This window comes from Rhizobium sp. NZLR1 (assembly GCF_017357385.1).
Classification (GTDB): domain Bacteria; phylum Pseudomonadota; class Alphaproteobacteria; order Rhizobiales; family Rhizobiaceae; genus Rhizobium.
The window spans coordinates 69,152-83,994 of sequence record NZ_CP071635.1; the positions used below are offsets into that span (position 1 = coordinate 69,152).

17 protein-coding genes are annotated in these 14,843 nt (G+C 58.7%); 2 read left to right on the forward strand and 15 right to left on the reverse strand.

The genetic code is table 11. The features are described from left to right. Positions 1–70: 70 nt before the first annotated feature. From ccoS to ccoN, 9 genes are all read right to left on the reverse strand, one after another. Positions 71–229 (reverse strand): cbb3-type cytochrome oxidase assembly protein CcoS, encoded by a 159-nt coding sequence (gene ccoS, locus J3O30_RS29325; RefSeq protein ID WP_027681636.1) that lies wholly within the window; start codon positions 227–229, stop codon positions 71–73. Then, complete coding sequence (locus J3O30_RS29330; protein WP_131624607.1) at positions 226–2,511, reverse strand: cation-translocating P-type ATPase; 2,286 nt, start codon at positions 2,509–2,511, stop codon at positions 226–228. Before J3O30_RS29330 ends, ccoS begins: the two co-directional genes overlap by 4 nt. After that, the gene (locus tag J3O30_RS29335; protein ID WP_207585698.1) at positions 2,508–2,993 is read right to left on the reverse strand and encodes a FixH family protein; all 486 of its coding nucleotides are present in this window, start codon (positions 2,991–2,993) and stop codon (positions 2,508–2,510) included. Before J3O30_RS29335 ends, J3O30_RS29330 begins: the two co-directional genes overlap by 4 nt. After that, positions 2,990–4,558 carry a cytochrome c oxidase accessory protein CcoG gene (gene ccoG / locus J3O30_RS29340; protein WP_077987969.1) on the reverse strand — a complete coding sequence of 523 codons (1,569 nt, stop codon included), beginning with the start codon at positions 4,556–4,558 and terminating at the stop codon, positions 2,990–2,992. Before ccoG ends, J3O30_RS29335 begins: the two co-directional genes overlap by 4 nt. 168 nt (positions 4,559–4,726) lie before the next feature. Continuing rightward, on the reverse strand, positions 4,727–4,912 hold the full coding sequence (locus J3O30_RS29345) for a hypothetical protein (RefSeq protein ID WP_028734518.1): 186 nt from the start codon (positions 4,910–4,912) through the stop codon (positions 4,727–4,729). Between the two features lie 10 nt (positions 4,913–4,922). Further along, positions 4,923–5,786: a cytochrome-c oxidase, cbb3-type subunit III gene (gene ccoP / locus J3O30_RS29350; RefSeq protein ID WP_094231132.1), complete on the reverse strand. Its 864-nt coding sequence runs from the start codon at positions 5,784–5,786 to the stop codon at positions 4,923–4,925. A 1-nt stretch (position 5,787) separates the two neighbouring features. Beyond that, positions 5,788–5,940, reverse strand: coding sequence for a cbb3-type cytochrome c oxidase subunit 3 (locus tag J3O30_RS29355; protein ID WP_010067378.1), 153 nt, complete (start codon positions 5,938–5,940; stop codon positions 5,788–5,790). Positions 5,941–5,948: 8 nt separating this feature from the next. Further along, positions 5,949–6,683, reverse strand: coding sequence for a cytochrome-c oxidase, cbb3-type subunit II (ccoO, locus tag J3O30_RS29360; RefSeq protein ID WP_027681630.1), 735 nt, complete (start codon positions 6,681–6,683; stop codon positions 5,949–5,951). An 8-nt stretch (positions 6,684–6,691) separates the two neighbouring features. Continuing rightward, positions 6,692–8,314, reverse strand: coding sequence for a cytochrome-c oxidase, cbb3-type subunit I (gene ccoN / locus J3O30_RS29365; RefSeq protein ID WP_077987967.1), 1,623 nt, complete (start codon positions 8,312–8,314; stop codon positions 6,692–6,694). Positions 8,315–8,449: 135 nt separating this feature from the next. Between ccoN and J3O30_RS29370 the strand changes: the two genes are divergently transcribed. Then, positions 8,450–9,628 carry an IS110 family transposase gene (locus J3O30_RS29370; protein ID WP_246762897.1) on the forward strand — a complete coding sequence of 393 codons (1,179 nt, stop codon included), beginning with the start codon at positions 8,450–8,452 and terminating at the stop codon, positions 9,626–9,628. A 600-nt stretch (positions 9,629–10,228) separates the two neighbouring features. Here J3O30_RS29370 and J3O30_RS29375 read toward each other — a convergent pair. Next, positions 10,229–10,453 (reverse strand): hypothetical protein, encoded by a 225-nt coding sequence (locus J3O30_RS29375; RefSeq protein ID WP_131624547.1) that lies wholly within the window; start codon positions 10,451–10,453, stop codon positions 10,229–10,231. Positions 10,454–10,598: 145 nt separating this feature from the next. On the opposite strand from J3O30_RS29375, the gene J3O30_RS29380 reads away from it, so the two are divergent. Further along, entirely contained in the window at positions 10,599–10,883 is a 285-nt protein-coding gene (locus J3O30_RS29380; RefSeq protein ID WP_198943668.1) for a hypothetical protein, read from the forward strand. 73 nt (positions 10,884–10,956) lie between these two features. Here the strand turns inward: J3O30_RS29380 and J3O30_RS29385 are convergent, their stop codons facing one another. From J3O30_RS29385 to fdxB, 5 genes are all read right to left on the reverse strand, one after another. Further along, entirely contained in the window at positions 10,957–11,823 is an 867-nt protein-coding gene (locus J3O30_RS29385; RefSeq protein WP_245384582.1) for a hypothetical protein, read from the reverse strand. A 74-nt stretch (positions 11,824–11,897) separates the two neighbouring features. Then, positions 11,898–12,668 (reverse strand): hypothetical protein, encoded by a 771-nt coding sequence (locus tag J3O30_RS29390; RefSeq protein ID WP_077987963.1) that lies wholly within the window; start codon positions 12,666–12,668, stop codon positions 11,898–11,900. A 3-nt stretch (positions 12,669–12,671) separates the two neighbouring features. Then, entirely contained in the window at positions 12,672–12,938 is a 267-nt protein-coding gene (locus J3O30_RS29395; protein ID WP_184328257.1) for a hypothetical protein, read from the reverse strand. After that, the gene (locus tag J3O30_RS29400) at positions 12,935–13,972 is read right to left on the reverse strand and encodes an aspartate-semialdehyde dehydrogenase (protein ID WP_077987962.1); all 1,038 of its coding nucleotides are present in this window, start codon (positions 13,970–13,972) and stop codon (positions 12,935–12,937) included. Before J3O30_RS29400 ends, J3O30_RS29395 begins: the two co-directional genes overlap by 4 nt. A gap of 372 nt (positions 13,973–14,344) precedes the next feature. After that, complete coding sequence (fdxB, locus tag J3O30_RS29405; RefSeq protein WP_018517733.1) at positions 14,345–14,668, reverse strand: ferredoxin III, nif-specific; 324 nt, start codon at positions 14,666–14,668, stop codon at positions 14,345–14,347. Positions 14,669–14,843 lie beyond the last annotated feature (175 nt).

Sequence of the window (14,843 nt, forward strand, 5' to 3'; positions counted from 1 at the left end):
AAGCCGACAAACGACGGTGCAGATTGTCGCGACTGTCCATATTCCTTTCGTGTTTGGACCCAGTGTGTGGTTAGGGTTTTCGTTGATCGGTTTCGTCCTCGGCGAGGATTCGCCAGGCGGCGCCTTGAAGGTCGTCATACTGGCCGCTCTTCAGCGACCAAAGGAATGCCAGGAGTCCCATTCCTCCCATCAGCAGCGCGATCGGTATGAGATAGATCAGCATGTTCATGCGGCTTCGACCTCCGCACTCCTGCCGATCCCTCCTCGAGTGTGCATATCCGGACGCTTGCTGAGGGCGTTCAGCCGCAGTGCGTTGGTCACGACGATGATCGAAGATGTCGACATTGCCACCGCCGCTATCAGCGGCGTCGCCAATCCGGCGATGGCGATCGGCACCGCCAGAACGTTGTAACCAATGGCGAGAGCGAAGTTCTGCCGGATGAGGCTGGCGGATCGTCGCGCAACGGCGATCGCTTCCGGAACAGCGTCAAGGCGATCGTTGAAGAAGACGAGGTCGGCCGCCTGTCTGCCGATATCGGAGGCCGTGGCGGGCGCCATCGAGACATGCGCGGCAGCAAGCGCCGGGGCGTCGTTGATCCCGTCGCCAACCATCAGTACGCGACGACCTTCGCCATTCAGCCTCTGGCATTCCTCGACCTTCTGTTTCGGCGTCAGAGAGCCCAAAGCCCTGTCGATACCCAGGGCATGCGCCGTATTGTCGACGACGGCCTGCCTGTCGCCCGACACGATCAGCGTTTCAAGACCGGCTGCACCGAGCCGATCGATGGCCTCGCACGCACCCGAACGAAGCGTGTCGTCGAAGAAGAAGCGGGCGAGATCGACGCCATTCTTCGACAAGACCACTTCCGAGTACGGACCATCGGCAGTCCGGGGTACGAAGCTGGTTCCGCCGGCAAACGCTGTGTTGCCCAATCGATAGATATCCGCTCCGTTCCTGGCCTTCAGTCCGCCACCGGGGATTTCCGTGACGCTGTCGAAGGATATGGGGGCGGTTTCGGCGTCCCGCACCAGAGCCTGAGAAAGAGGATGCCGTGAATGCTCGGCCAATCCGCAGGCGATTGCAGTGGCGCTCTCGTCCATGGTGTCCACTCCGGCAAGCCGCGGACTGCCCATCGTCAAGGTGCCTGTTTTGTCAAAGGCCACGGTGTCGGCCTCGGCCAGTCTTTCGAGTGCTGAACCGTCCTTCACCATGATGCCCTTCCGGAAAAGCTCCCCCGCAGCGACAACCTGGACCACGGGCACGGCAAGACCCAATGCACACGGGCAGGTGATGATCAGCACCGCTACGGCGACCAGCATGGCCTGTTTCCAGTCTCCGCCCAGGATGCCCCAGGCAAGGAAAGAGACCAGTGCCAGCAGATGCACGATCGGGGAATAGAGTGCGGCAGCGCGATCGGCGATCCTGCGATAGCGAGCCCTTCCGCCCTCAGCGGCTTCCATCAGGCCGATGATCTCGGAGAGAAGCGAATTCTTGGCAATTCTCGTTGCCCGCAACACCAGCGAGCCGGTCAGATTCATTGCCCCGGAACTCACTTCGCTGTTGATGGCAACGGCGACGGGGCTACTTTCGCCGGTGACGATGGAGAGATCCACGTCGCTTTCTCCGCTGACGACTATGCCATCGACGGGAACCCGTTCGCCTGCGGCTATCGAGATTTCATCCCCCGCCGCGATCTCTTCTACCGCAATGTAATGTCGCGACCCGTCCGGATTGATCAGCAATGCTCCGCGCGGGGCCAGTCTTGCGACTCCGTTGATCGCCGCCCGAGCCTTTTCCCGCATGACATGATCGAGAGTTCTGCCGATCAGCAGGAAGAAGAGCAGCGAGACCGAAGCGTCGAACCATGCATGCTCGCCGTGATGGACGGTCTCCCACAATGAAACGGCATAGGAGAGCGTCACGGCGAGCGAGATCGGAACGTCCATGTTGGTGCGCCCGTGCCGCATCGCATTCCAGGCCGATTTGAAGAAGAAGCGCCCCGCATAAACCAGCGCGGGCGCTGCAATCATCGCCGAGATCCAATGAAACATGTCGCGCGTCGCGGCATCTGCGCCCGACCAGACCGATACCGAGAGCAACATGATGTTGGCGGCCGCAAAACCGGAAACGCCGATCGCGAGGAGAAGCTGATTTCTGGTCTTGTCGTTCTCGGGAGCTGAGGGCGTGAAGAGATGCGCGCGGTATCCGGCCGAGTTGATCGCTGCGAGGATCTTGGAAGGATCGGTTGCACGCGTCTCGATCTCCTCCTGGTAAACGCAGGTCACCCTTCGAGCCGTGAGATTGACTCGCGCTGTCTTGACGAAGGGAAGCGTCAACAACGCCCTTTCGATGGTCGAAATGCAGCCGCCGCAGTGAACGTCGGGAACACTCAGGTCCAGCTGACGCAATCCCTCGCCGAGCGGCTGGCTGGAAAGGCGAACCTCTTCGGCACTGGATGATGTCGTGCTGAGGGCAAGCACGCTTTCTGCGTCCATGGTACAGCAGGTCATTGGCCTAACTCCGCAGTATCGAGGCGTTTTGCCTCATGCATGACGACCACGCCGCCGTTTCGCGAGATGGCCTCGACGATCCAGTCACCTTCGGCTAGATCATGCTCCGCTTCGAACCGCCCCGCGGCTGTCCTCCTGAGCGTAAGGTGGAAGTCCTCGTGGTCTCCGACGGGCCGTTTGAAATTCAGAACGACGTCGTCGACGATCGCAGGCGATCCGCTCTTGTCGTGAATGTCGTAGCGGATCTCGTGCCCCTTTATGGAAAGGGTGCCCTCAATGCCGGAAGTGGCCATTGCCTTCATCGCCGCCGCTTTGCGGTTGAACTCCTGACTGGCGACATAGGTGTTTTCCACGACCAGACCGCTCCAGCTGGAAGAGGCATAGAAGGCCATGGTGACGTTTACCGCGATCACCACGCAAAAGAATGCCGAGGTCGCAAGCAGCATGTGCAGGCCTGTAAAACCTTGAGCGGAGGTCTTCATTTGATGTCTCCCGGTGCATTGAACGCCGCGCGGTAGGTTGCGCGATCGGCATGATCGGTATCTTCGATAACGAACAGAAATTCATTGGTCGCGGCTCCCGTAGGCTTGCGCGTAACGAAGACCTTGAGCGTCGTGGCCGCGTCGGGTTCGGCATGGACTGTAAAGCTGCGAGCGTCTTCCTTGCCGAACTCAGGAATGCGCATCGTCGCCCCCTCCAGCCCGACCAGGCTTATGTTCACATCCCTCGGCGTCGGCACCATGTTCAGGACACGAAGCGTGTAGCCATTCCGTAGAGAGCCGTCGCTTTCCAGAACATATTGGGGGTTTCGGTCGTGAACGACGTTGAGTTCAAGGCGCTCCCGAAAGGCGAGATGGACGAGCATGGCCATGCCGACCGACGCCCAGGCGACTGCGTAAAAGACGGTTCTCGGACGAAAGATGATACGCCAGTTGAAGTACCGGATCGCCGGAACGAAAGTTCCATTATCGTTTCGAACCCTGGACGGCTGGACGGCCGTTCGTCCTTCGTCCGTGGCAAGCGACATGTTGCTCGAATATTCGCTCAGCGTGGCGTAGGCGATCAGGCCGCGAGGCTTCCCGCGCTTGTCCATGACGCCGTCGCAGGCGTCGATGCAGAGCGCGCATGTGATGCACTCCATCCGCTGCCCGTCGCGAATATCGATCCCCATCGGACACACCGCCACGCAGGCATTGCAATCGACGCAATCCCCGACAAGCAGGCCCTTGGCTCGAGCTTTCTTCGGGTAACGCGACCGCTGCTCGCCCCGCCAGTCATTGTAGGTGACGACGAGAGAATTTTCGTCGAGCATCGCACCCTGGATACGTGGCCACGGGCACATGTAGGTGCACACCTGCTCTCGCATCAGACCGCCGAGCACATAGGTCGTTGCAGTAAGGATGGCGACGGTGGTGTAGGCGGCTGCAGGCGCGCGGCCGGTGAACAGGGAAACAAGCAGGCTCGGCGCGTCGGCAAAATAAAAGATCCACGCTCCACCCGTGACGACGCCGATCAACAGCCAGGTCGAATGTTTGACCACACGCTTCCTGAGCTTGGCAACGCTCATGGGACCAGCGTCAAGCTTCATTCGCGCGTTTCGATCGCCTTCGATCGCACGTTCGACGACGAGAAAGAGATCAACCCAGACGGTCTGCGGACAAGCGTAACCGCACCATGCGCGGCCAACCGCGGAAGTGACGAGAAACAGGCCGAACCCCGCCATGACGAGGAGACCCGCCACATAATAAAATTCCTGGGGCCAGATTTCGATGAAGAAAAAGAAAAAGCGCCGTGAAGACAGGTCGATGAGGATTGCCTGGTCAGGCGCGTAAGGACCGCGATCCCAGCGAATCCATGGCGCGAGATAGTAGATGCCGAGGGTGATCAGCATCACGATCCACTTGAACCGACGGAAACGTCCCTCTGTACGCCTGGGAAAAACCTTCTTTCGAGGTGCGTAGAGAGGCTGTCGATTGCGACGGGCATTGACCGGCTTGACACTGAGCCTTTTGATGTTTTCGGGATGTGATGCAGTGTTGAGGTTCATAGGACCTATCCGATTTCACCTGCCGTTGTCCCATCTGCCGCGCATCCGTCCTTGATGCAGATCAAGAGCGAGGGCCTTCCCGCGAAGCGAAACGCCACGCCTCTGGAGAGGCGTGGCCCTGAGCTGCGGGGAACAACCACAGCTGGGACGTCCTCGACAAAATTGCGGTTAACGGCTTGTCTGCTGGTGGTTTTTGAGGCGGGTCAAACTGACGATCGAACTGCCGATCTTTGCCGGATCGTCGTGATCGTATAATGGGGGCATCGTCCCAGCGCGCTCCGATATACGCGATCGGATGTCGGCGCGCGGCGTGCCGTAGAGGCCGAGGATTGGATTGTGGTCATGATCTGACATGGCATACTCCTTAGGTTCCGCCGCCGAGCGAATGGACGAAGATCGTCAGTTCCTTGACCGTCGTGTCGCCGAGACGCCCTGCCCAAGCAGGCATGACGCCGTGTTTGGGAGCGGCTACCTGGCGGATGATCGCATCCTCGCCGCGTGCCTTCAGCCAGATCGCATCGGCGAGATCCGGCGCGCCCATGTCGGCCTTTCCTTTGGCGTCGTCGCCGTGACATGCGGCACAGTTATCGAGGAAGACCTGTTTTCCGGCCTCTGCGAGACCGGGGTCCGACGGTGTATTGGTCAGTCCCCAGACGTAAGCCGCGACCTGTCTTGTCTGGAGGGGATCCAGAACATCGGTAAAGGGCGGCATCTCGGAAGCATGAGTGTCCGTATCCCCGTCGAAGCGAATCCCATGTGCGATCGTCGCCTGGATGGCATCCAGGTCTCCGCCCCACAGCCAATCGTCGTCGTTGAGGTTCGGAAATCCCGGCCCGCCGGTTGCTCCCGAGCCATGGCATGGCGCGCAGTTCACCTTGAATGCTGATGCGCCGCCGGCGATCGCGAATTCGCGAAGGGCAGAATCGGAATCGATCTCGTCCACCGTCTTGGCGGCGATCAGATCATGAAGCGCCGTCTGCGATGCTTTGGCCTGATCCAGGTTCTGCCGCAGCTCGGCGCGGCTGGAAAAGCCCAGCATACCCTTCGTGGCGTCGGTCATCATCGGGATCGCGGGATATGCGATCGCATAGCCCAACGCCCAGACAATGGTGGCGTAGAAGGTCCACACCCACCAGCGGGGCATCGGATTGTTGAGTTCGCGGATGCCGTCCCATTCATGTCCGGTCGTTTCGACGCCGCTAAATTCATCGATGTGTTTTTCCGACATCTCAATCATCCTTCAAGGGAATATCGGCGGCCTCTTTCGCCGTCTGCTTGCTGCCTGGGCGAAGGGTGAACACAACCGCGCCGACGAAGAATGCCGTCATTGCCAGGAGGCCCCAGCTGTCGGCGAAGTGTCTCATTGCAGTGTAGGTTTCCATGGATCACCTCATCGGTAGCCGGTCGCATCGTCGTAGGTCGAGAAATCGACCAACGTTCCGAGCATCTGCAGGTAGGACACCAAGGCATCCATTTCGGTTAGCGCAGCAGGATCGCCGTCGAAATCGCCGGTCTTCGCCTTCGGATAGCGGGCAAGCAGGGCCGTGGTATCTGCGTTCGGATCGGCTTGGGCCTTCATGTCGGCCTCCGCGTTCGCCAGCATGTCGTCGTCATAAGGCACGCCCACGTCCTCGTTGGCCTTCAGGTCCATTCCTACGTCCTTGACCGTCACCCTCTGCTCTTTGAGGAAGGCGTAACTCGGCATGATCGACTCCGGCACGACTGCCCGTGGATCGGCGAGATGCTGGACATGCCATTCATTGGAGTAGCGTGCGCCGACACGGGCCAGATCCGGCCCGGTTCGCTTGGATCCCCACTGGAAAGGATGATCGTACATCGACTCGGCGGCGAGCGAGTAATGGCCGTAGCGTTCGACCTCGTCGCGGAACGGCCTGATCATCTGGCTGTGGCAGAGGTAGCAGCCTTCGCGGATGTAGATGTTTCGTCCGGCCAGCTCGAGCGGCGTATACGGCCGCATGCCTTCCACTTTTTCAATCGTGTTCTGCAGGTAGAACAGCGGTGCGATTTCGACGATGCCGCCGATGCTCACGACGAGCAGCGAGCCAACGAGAAGAAGCGTCGCGTTCTTCTCGAGGATCTGATGTTTATCTAGTATCGATGCCATGTCTCACCTCATTCGGCAGGCTGTGCTTGGGGCACGAAAGTGGTTGGGATCGCAGCTTCGTCGCGCAGATGGCCGCGGATCGTCATGAACACGTTCCAGGCCATGACGAGACCACCCGCCAGGTAAAGCGTTCCGCCCACGGCGCGAAGCACGTAGTAGGGGAACATCGCCGCGACCGTCTCTGCGAAGGAATAGACGAGGAAGCCTTGGGAATTGTACTCGCGCCACATCAGTCCCTGCTGGATGCCGGCAACCCAAAGCACGGCGGCGTAGACGACGATCCCGAGGGTTGCGAGCCAGAAGTGCCAGTTGACCATCCGCAGGCTGTAGAGACGCTCGCGTCCCCAGAGCTTCGGCGTCAGATAGTAGATCGCACCGAAGGTGATCATTCCCACCCAGCCGAGAGCGCCGGAATGCACGTGCCCGATCGTCCATTCGGTATAGTGGCTGAGCGAATTGACGGTTTTCACCGACATCATCGGGCCTTCGAAGGTCGACATCCCGTAAAAGGCGATGGCGACGATCATCATACGGATGATCGGATCCGTGCGAATTTTGTCCCAGGCGCCCGAAAGGGTCATGAGACCGTTGATCATGCCGCCCCAGGAGGGCATCCAGAGCATGATCGAGAAAACCATGCCGAGCGTCTGGGCCCAGTCGGGCAGCGCCGTGTAATGCAGATGATGCGGACCGGCCCAGATGTACATGAAGATCAGCGCCCAGAAGTGGATGATCGAAAGCCGGTATGAATAGACGGGTCGGTTGGCCTGCTTCGGCACGAAATAGTACATCATGCCCAGGAAGCCGGCGGTGAGGAAGAAGCCGACGGCGTTGTGGCCGTACCACCATTGGGTCAGCGCGTCCTGGACGCCCGAGAAGACAGAATAGCTCTTGGAGCCCAGGAACGACGCGGGAACCGCCAGGTTGTTGACCACGTGCAGCATGGCGATGGTGACGATGAAGGCAAGATAGAACCAGTTTGCCACGTAGATGTGCGGCTCTTTGCGCTTCAGGATCGTTCCAAGATACACTGCGAGATAGGCGACCCAAACGATCGTCAGCCAGAGGTCGACGTACCACTCGGGTTCGGCATATTCACGGGCCTGGGTGATTCCAAGAACGTATCCGGTCGCAGCCAGCACGATAAAAAGCTGGTAGCCCCAGAATACGAACCAAGCCAGGTTGCCGCCGAAAAGACGCGCGCGACAGGTGCGTTGCACCACGTAGAACGACGTCATGATTAGCGCGTTGCCGCCGAAGGCGAAGATGACCGCCGACGTGTGAACGGGCCGCAGCCTCCCGAAATTGAGATAAGGGGCGATGTTGAGGTCAGGAAAGGCCAGTTGCAGCGCGATGATCACGCCAACCAGAAAACCAACCACGCCCCAAAACACCGTGGCGATCAAGCCATACCGTATCACCTCGTCGAAATAGCCGGACTTATCGACTTTGCGCTGTTGGCCTGCCGGCGAAAAGTCAACCTTCCTGACCATCAGCACAGCCCCCATAACGAGGCAGAGGCAAAGTATGCCCATATGGACCGCAAAGAGATGATCACGCGCGAATGCGGCTACTAGCAGCGCTAGAAACGCCGCGACCGCGATCACCATCGTTTCCGTTGTGTAATTCATGATGTCGTCCTCAATGCGCCGACGACCGCGTCGCGGCCGTCTTTCTCGCCAGGACTGTCACGAAGCCGCAAATTGCTCCTTGATCCACATCAACGAGAGGACAGAAAGACGGCCGCGGCTATAAAGTAAGGCCGTATGTCCGTCTTCGCGCCTGAGGTGGCTCGCCCTACACTGGTTTTCCGAAGGTTGCTCGGACAGGCCGAGCCGATCCTCATCACAGGAGGACGAGCCGTGGCAGATTATAGAGAAGCTTTTGTCGGAATCGATGTCGCCAAGCTGAAGAATGCGATTGCTGTTGCCGAATCTGGCCGGGAAGGAGAGGTCCGCTATTTCGGCGAGGTTGATGCATCCTATGCCAGCATGCGCCGCATTATCCAGCGAATAGCCGCGAAGTTTGATCGTGTACATTTCTGCTACGAAGCTGGCCCAACCGGTTACGGCCTGCATCGGCTGATCCAATCCCTTGGCCATGAATGCATGGTTGTCGCTTCGTCATTGAATCCAAGGAAGCCAGGCGACAGGGTGAAGACAAACCGTCGAGATGCACTCGCGCTCGCCCGGCTATTGAGGGCCGGCGAGCTCACAGCGGTGTGGGTTCCCGATGAGGGTCATGAGGCGATGCGAGACCTCGTTCGCGCCCGGGCTGCTGCAGTCGAGACGTTGCGGGTTCACCGACAACAGATCAGCGCCTTCATGCTCAAGCATGGTCGCATCTATCCACGCATGAAGGGCTGGACGATGCGATATCTGTGCTGGCTGCAGGAGCAACAGTTCGATCACCCCGCTCATCAGATCGCTTTGCAGGAAATGGTCGAGGCGGTGCGCGTCTCGAAGGAGCGCGTCGAACGACTGGAGAAGGTCATCGAGGAATTCGTACCGAACTGGTCTCTTGCGCCGGTCGTCCGAGCTCTACAGACGCTAAGAGGGGTCGATCTGATCGTGGCCGTCACCTTTGCCACGGAGGTCGGCGACGTGAGCCGATTTGAAAGCCCGCGCCAACTGATGGGCTATCTCGGCCTGGTACCTGGCGAGCGATCAACGGGTGAAACGGTTCGACGAGGTGCGATTACCAAGGCTGGCAACGGCCGGGTTCGACACATGTTGGTCGAGAGCGCCTGGACTTATCGCCATCCGCCGAAGGTCGGCGCGAGGAAGCTGGAGATAGCATGGAAGGCTCAGACCCGGTTGACGGCTCGTTATCGAATGTTGACCGGACGCGGAAAGCGAACGACGGTGGTTTGTACCGCCATTGCCCGTGAGTTGACCGGCTTCATGTGGGCTGTTGCAAGGGAGGCGCAGGCGATCAGATCATAGATCGCCACATCGAACTTGCACCTCGCGCATGGGCGGGGGCGGAACACGGCAGGGGAACACCCGTCAGACGCTTTGTGGCCGGCATTTGACCGACGCCCGCAGTAAGATCGGAGCAGCCCCGGACGCACTATCGGGAATGCGGTAGCCAATCCGCGCATCAGAGCTTGATCACCGACGTCCTTGAGTTCCGCCTCCACCCATACGCGATCATCATCATGAACAGCCGTTCGTTTGGGCGATCGGTTCCTCGCGCCTAAAGCATTGACAACGGACATCAGAGCGCTGTTCTGGGGCCAGGGCAAAGGGAGGTTGAGCTTAGTGCTACGTTGCGAGCTGGCGAGCAGTTAGAGCCTCTGCCTGTGCCATCGCCGCAGCCTTGGTTTTGAAGGGGCCGACATCGTTTTCTTCGGTGTCAGGTAACCACTTCGGAAGGAACCACCTCCAGCTGTGGCGTTCTGGTGCTGGCCGAGGTGGAAAAACGACTGCGGGTGGCCGGATCTCCTCGCCGGCGCTTCTATCGCCGTTGGCCGATCGCATCCTGCGCAGAGATTCAAGAATGGGCGCCGGCACGATTTCTTGAACTCACCGCGCCCTACCGTCTTATGCTTGCCGCTCCAAATGAGGAGCGGACATACAACGGAAAACTTCCATGCAAGTGTTCAGTACGGCAATTTCAAAGGCACGGCGCAGGCCGATGGCCACGACCGAGTTGATTTCCGAGCGCACCTTGAGCAAGAGGGACTGATTAAGCAGAACGGGCTTCTCGTCGGCGTCGAGGCTTGGTCGGGGGAAATCACCGCACAGCCCAGTGACAAGCTTCTCCAAATCACAGCGCTGCTGGCCGAAACACGCAGCCACGACGGTGTCAACATCGCCATGAAGCCCGGCTCGGCCTCGTCGCCCTGGCTGGGCGGGTACAGCGGCTCGGTCTTGAAGGCGCGCTGGGCCCAGTGCGTTGTGCGCGTAGCGCGTGGCCGGGCTGGTGCCTTCGGGCAAGGTGCTGGTGCTGGTGCTGAACCTGCTGCGCTGGCGCGACGAGGTCAAGACGCTGGAAGGCCTTGATCTGCCGGCCGCGGGCGTCAAGGGCGCCAAGGTGACTGCGACGGAAATGAAGATCGCCGAGCAGCTGGTCGGCGACATGTCCAGCACTGCGGCGACAAAGAAGCGCAGTGCCAAGACCGCTGCCAAATCCGGCGGCGCCGGCCGAAAGGCAGCCTTGGAAAAGACGGCCGCCAAGACCAGGAAGGCGGCTTAACGGCCTGCCATCCGAGATTCAGCGCGCCGGAAGCTGTCCGATTTCCTCGCGCTCCGGTGCGGCGATCACTCTGTCAGGGCGCCTCCTGGGCTTGCGCCGAAGGCTGGTTGCAACACGTGCCGAAAACATCCTTTGCGCGCTCGGTGGCTGCGGCTCTTTGTGCACTGCTCAATTCGTTGTATGGCTCCGTCTCGAAAGAGAATTTGCCGGAATCGAATGCCTCCCCTTTGGATTGTTGGGCGACCATGGACCACATGGCCGATGTAGTTATGTCTTTTTGCCCGTAGGCGCTGACGCCGGTCAACAAGGCGGCAAGCTGGGCGCCTCTCAGATTTCCCTGTTCGGTCAGATGCACCGCTTCGTTCAGCCAATCCTTGTAAACGGCGGGATCGACGACGAAGGCCTTGTTGGTCAGCTTGGCTTCGGCCCGGGCGGCATCTGCGGCGCGGAAATCCTCGAACAAGACAATGGCCTTGGCATTGACATCCCCCGCGGCTGCGGCTTCGCGCAGCAAATCGCCGGAATTCCGGATGTCTTCCGCGGTGACACCGCTGCACTGCACCTCCATCGTGCGAATCTTGAAAGCGGTGGCGGCGACAAGATCTTCGAAGTTCCTGTCGCCGCTTTTTTCCAGTTTTGCGGCGTCGGCCAGATCCTGGTCGTGATTGCTCCTAGATTCGAAATAGCTGGCGCATACCCGCGCCAGCATCGCTGCGCCGTAGGCGGGATGCCCCCCGTAATCCTTGGCCTGCAATGCATATTGCGCCGGATTCAACAGATCGAATCGAACGGGAGCTTGACGGTCGGCAGGCAACACCTCGGCCGTTGGTGCAATTTCATCCGACTGGTAAATGCAATAGACCGCCAAAGCTGTAAGCGATACGAGAAGGACGCGCAGCAATTTCTTTTTGCCTGTTGACTTTGAGTAGTAGATCGGCATTTTTTTCCTCAGAGTGTGACGCTTGCCCACTGCTTTCAACGGGCCGGCCGAAGATTCGAACGGGCCAATTCAATTCAAGATTTCACGTCGTGACCCAGTTCCTTGACGTTGGCGGACATCGTGTTGCCGTCATCGTTGAAGGCAAGCAGTTTCTGCTCAGCCTCGGCTTGCGCATTGGCCCAGCGACGATAGAGGTCGGCGCAGAGTGTGGACTGCGTGCGGGGCGTGCAGCCGTTTCTGCGGTATTGGCTCATCAGATCCGCCGCCTTGTTCAAGGCGAGCGCGGTATCGCGGTAATTCTTCTCGATGCCCAGAAATGCGTTATTTACTTTTGTCTTGTCGTCGACAATTTCCTTGTAATTCGGCACATTGTTTCTTTGCGCGTTGTCGATCGCTCTTTGCGCAGCAGGAATTTCGGAATCGATCTTGCTAAGAATTGCCTGCGTCGCCCATCCGCAGGCGCTGGCGGCGGCGGTCACGGTCCCGGCCTTGACGATTGCCTTGATGTGCGTCGCAGCTCCGGGCCTGGTGGCCGGCTTCCACGCGGCTACAAACCCGGCGGCGGTAGAGCCGCAAAGATTGGTGAACAGAGCCCGGGTAAAGGCGCCATTGCTTTCTCCGGTTGCCACGGTAATGACCACATTGGTCAGGCCAATCGTGCCCCAGCCAGCCCAGCCGCGCCAATCGAAATATTCCTTGACCAGATTCGCGGTGGTCCAAAAGCCGCTCAAGATCTGGCCATTGTCCGGCGTGACAGCATACCCCGACCCTGCCAGCAAGCTGCCCGACAACAGGCAGGCACAGGCGATTTTTGAAAGCTTCCTCGGTGATTTTTGCTTATTCATGTTTTATGTTGCGCTTGATTTTTGAGCCGATGACTTAGTTAGCATTTCGCCGGTGGTGAGCGCCGCATCGAGATTCGATGGTGATGTTTCCCCGTTGACGCCAAGCATGGCTGCTTTCCGCTTGTCGGTCATTCCAGACATTGCGCTAACCACGGCGATAATCTTACTTCCTCCTGCAGTCCGCAGCTCAGCTAAATGCCGAGCAACTTGAGCGTAGTGACAAGGATCTCGAAAACTCGAGCTCTCAAAATTGACAATGGTCGTTTTCATGTTTCACCGATCAAGTTATTGGCGATCGCAAGCTGTGCGATGAGGAGTGCGTTGAGTGCGGCCCCAACCTGAAGGTTGTCGGCTACCACCCACATCCACAGCCCGCGCGGATTCTCGGGATTTACTCGGACCTGTCCGACGTGAACATCTGCGGGATCTCCCAGAAAGCGCGGCGTTGGATATCCGTCGCGAATTTCATCAGTATAAAGTCGAACACCTGGTTCATTTGCCAGGAGCTCACGGACCTGTTCTAGTCGAACATGATCGTCGAACTCGACGTATACCGCCTCGGAATGACCCGTCTTTACCGGCACTCTAACGCAGGTGGCGGTTAACTGCAGGTGAGGCATACCGAAGATCTTCCGTGACTCTTGAACCAGCTTGCGTTCCTCAATAGCCACGCCTTCGCGGGAAATCTCTCCGATCTGCGGTATGACATTGAACGCGAGAGGGACAGGAAACCTCTCCGCAGGGGGGCCGGCGCTCCCCTCGATCACGGCTTGGGCACCGTTTAGTAGCTCTTTACACCCGAGCAGGCCCATTCCAGACGCTGCCTGATAGGTGGTCAAAATGATCTGGTGAATGTCGAACGTCGCTATCAGCGGTTTCAGTGCCCGAACCAGCTGTATCGTGGAGCAATCTGGGTTTGCTACTATTCGAGACGGTGGGCGAACGGTAAGTGAACAGGCGTTAACTTGTGGTACGATGAGTGGTACGTCAGGGTTCATTCGAAAGGAGTTCGAGTTGTCAATCACCAAGGTGCCTTGGGATGCGAACGGAGCCCCCCATTTGGCGCTTACGTCATCGCCTGCGCAGAAGAATGCGATATCGGTTTTTGTATCGGCGATATCGCCGATGTCGCGGAGTGCCTCAACTAAATATGTTTGGTCTCGAAACTTGAATTGGCGCGCACCCGAACCGGAGGAGAACAGCTGCAGTCGATTGATCGCAATCTCGCTTTTTTCCAATAACTTGATCAGGGCCGTTCCGACCGCCCCGGTTGCTCCAACGACAGAAATATCTAATGCTCTCATGAGTATCCTCATTTAGAAGCTCATGGTTGGATCTTGCTTTCAAATTTCGAAGCTCGCGTCGGCCGCCCAAGGATGTAACCGGAAGGCTGTCGAACTCGTCGGCGGGTTTAAATGCTCCGAGGTCGACCACATCAAGTCCGGACGGGTTGGGTGACCATGGTTTCACTCGCGACAGTCGCTTCGGCGACGCAAAGAATAATCACAGAGAGGTAGGTCGCGGCTTGATGCACAGTGCAATGCCTCTTCTCTTCAGATCGTTCGACTTTCGACCTGGTGTTTCCTGTGATGATTGCCTCCGAATGGCAGATCGAACTGATGCGATTGTCTCGCACTGTGGATGGCGCCGGCGGCTTCTACCGCTCGGAACGGAATTCAAGATTCGTGCACCGCACGATGATCAACGGCGATATGAGTCTGGCAGTTCTTGGGACAGACGCGGGCGCACGCTCCGCAGCCGATACAGCGGCCGGGATAATCAATGACCATGATCACGCGACTGAGCTCACCATTAAAGTCGTCCTCGCCATCGCAGACACCCAGCATTTCGCCTGCTTCATCGATACCGTAGGGATGCATGACCTCACGTGAGCAGACCTTGAAGCAGCGGCCGCAGCCGATGCACGTGGCAGGGTTGATCGAATTCAGATATTCCGGCATCCATCGGGATCCGTCGCGAGTCACGGATGAGCTTGTCATAGATTCCTCCGATTTAGCGAGTTCTGCCTATGACAAATGTGACCGCCGAAGGCGCGCCCATTGCGAGACAAAATGCGAGCCGGCAGCTGTCTAACGCCGCTATCTTTGTCCCGGTGCAATCCTCACCTTCCCTTCGGTGTCTTCCGATCTCGTCGGAGATGTCTTCTAACCCAGC

Bases quoted from the DNA above. Each gene is read 5' to 3' on its own strand.
- J3O30_RS29370 (WP_246762897.1), top strand. From the start codon at position 8,450: ATGTCCGTCTTCGCGCCTGAGGTGGCTCGCCCTACACTGGTTTTCCGA.
- J3O30_RS29355 (WP_010067378.1), bottom strand. From the start codon at position 5,940: ATGGAAACCTACACTGCAATGAGACACTTCGCCGACAGCTGGGGCCTC.
- ccoO (WP_027681630.1), bottom strand. From the start codon at position 6,683: ATGGCATCGATACTAGATAAACATCAGATCCTCGAGAAGAACGCGACG.
- J3O30_RS29335 (WP_207585698.1), bottom strand. From the start codon at position 2,993: ATGAAGACCTCCGCTCAAGGTTTTACAGGCCTGCACATGCTGCTTGCG.
- J3O30_RS29385 (WP_245384582.1), bottom strand. From the start codon at position 11,823: ATGCCGATCTACTACTCAAAGTCAACAGGCAAAAAGAAATTGCTGCGC.
- fdxB (WP_018517733.1), bottom strand. From the start codon at position 14,668: ATGACAAGCTCATCCGTGACTCGCGACGGATCCCGATGGATGCCGGAA.
- J3O30_RS29330 (WP_131624607.1), bottom strand. From the start codon at position 2,511: ATGACCTGCTGTACCATGGACGCAGAAAGCGTGCTTGCCCTCAGCACG.
- ccoP (WP_094231132.1), bottom strand. From the start codon at position 5,786: ATGTCGGAAAAACACATCGATGAATTTAGCGGCGTCGAAACGACCGGA.
- J3O30_RS29400 (WP_077987962.1), bottom strand. From the start codon at position 13,972: ATGAGAGCATTAGATATTTCTGTCGTTGGAGCAACCGGGGCGGTCGGA.
- ccoG (WP_077987969.1), bottom strand. From the start codon at position 4,558: ATGAACCTCAACACTGCATCACATCCCGAAAACATCAAAAGGCTCAGT.
- J3O30_RS29345 (WP_028734518.1), bottom strand. From the start codon at position 4,912: ATGTCAGATCATGACCACAATCCAATCCTCGGCCTCTACGGCACGCCG.
- ccoN (WP_077987967.1), bottom strand. From the start codon at position 8,314: ATGAATTACACAACGGAAACGATGGTGATCGCGGTCGCGGCGTTTCTA.
- J3O30_RS29390 (WP_077987963.1), bottom strand. From the start codon at position 12,668: ATGAATAAGCAAAAATCACCGAGGAAGCTTTCAAAAATCGCCTGTGCC.
- J3O30_RS29395 (WP_184328257.1), bottom strand. From the start codon at position 12,938: ATGAAAACGACCATTGTCAATTTTGAGAGCTCGAGTTTTCGAGATCCT.
- ccoS (WP_027681636.1), bottom strand. From the start codon at position 229: ATGAACATGCTGATCTATCTCATACCGATCGCGCTGCTGATGGGAGGA.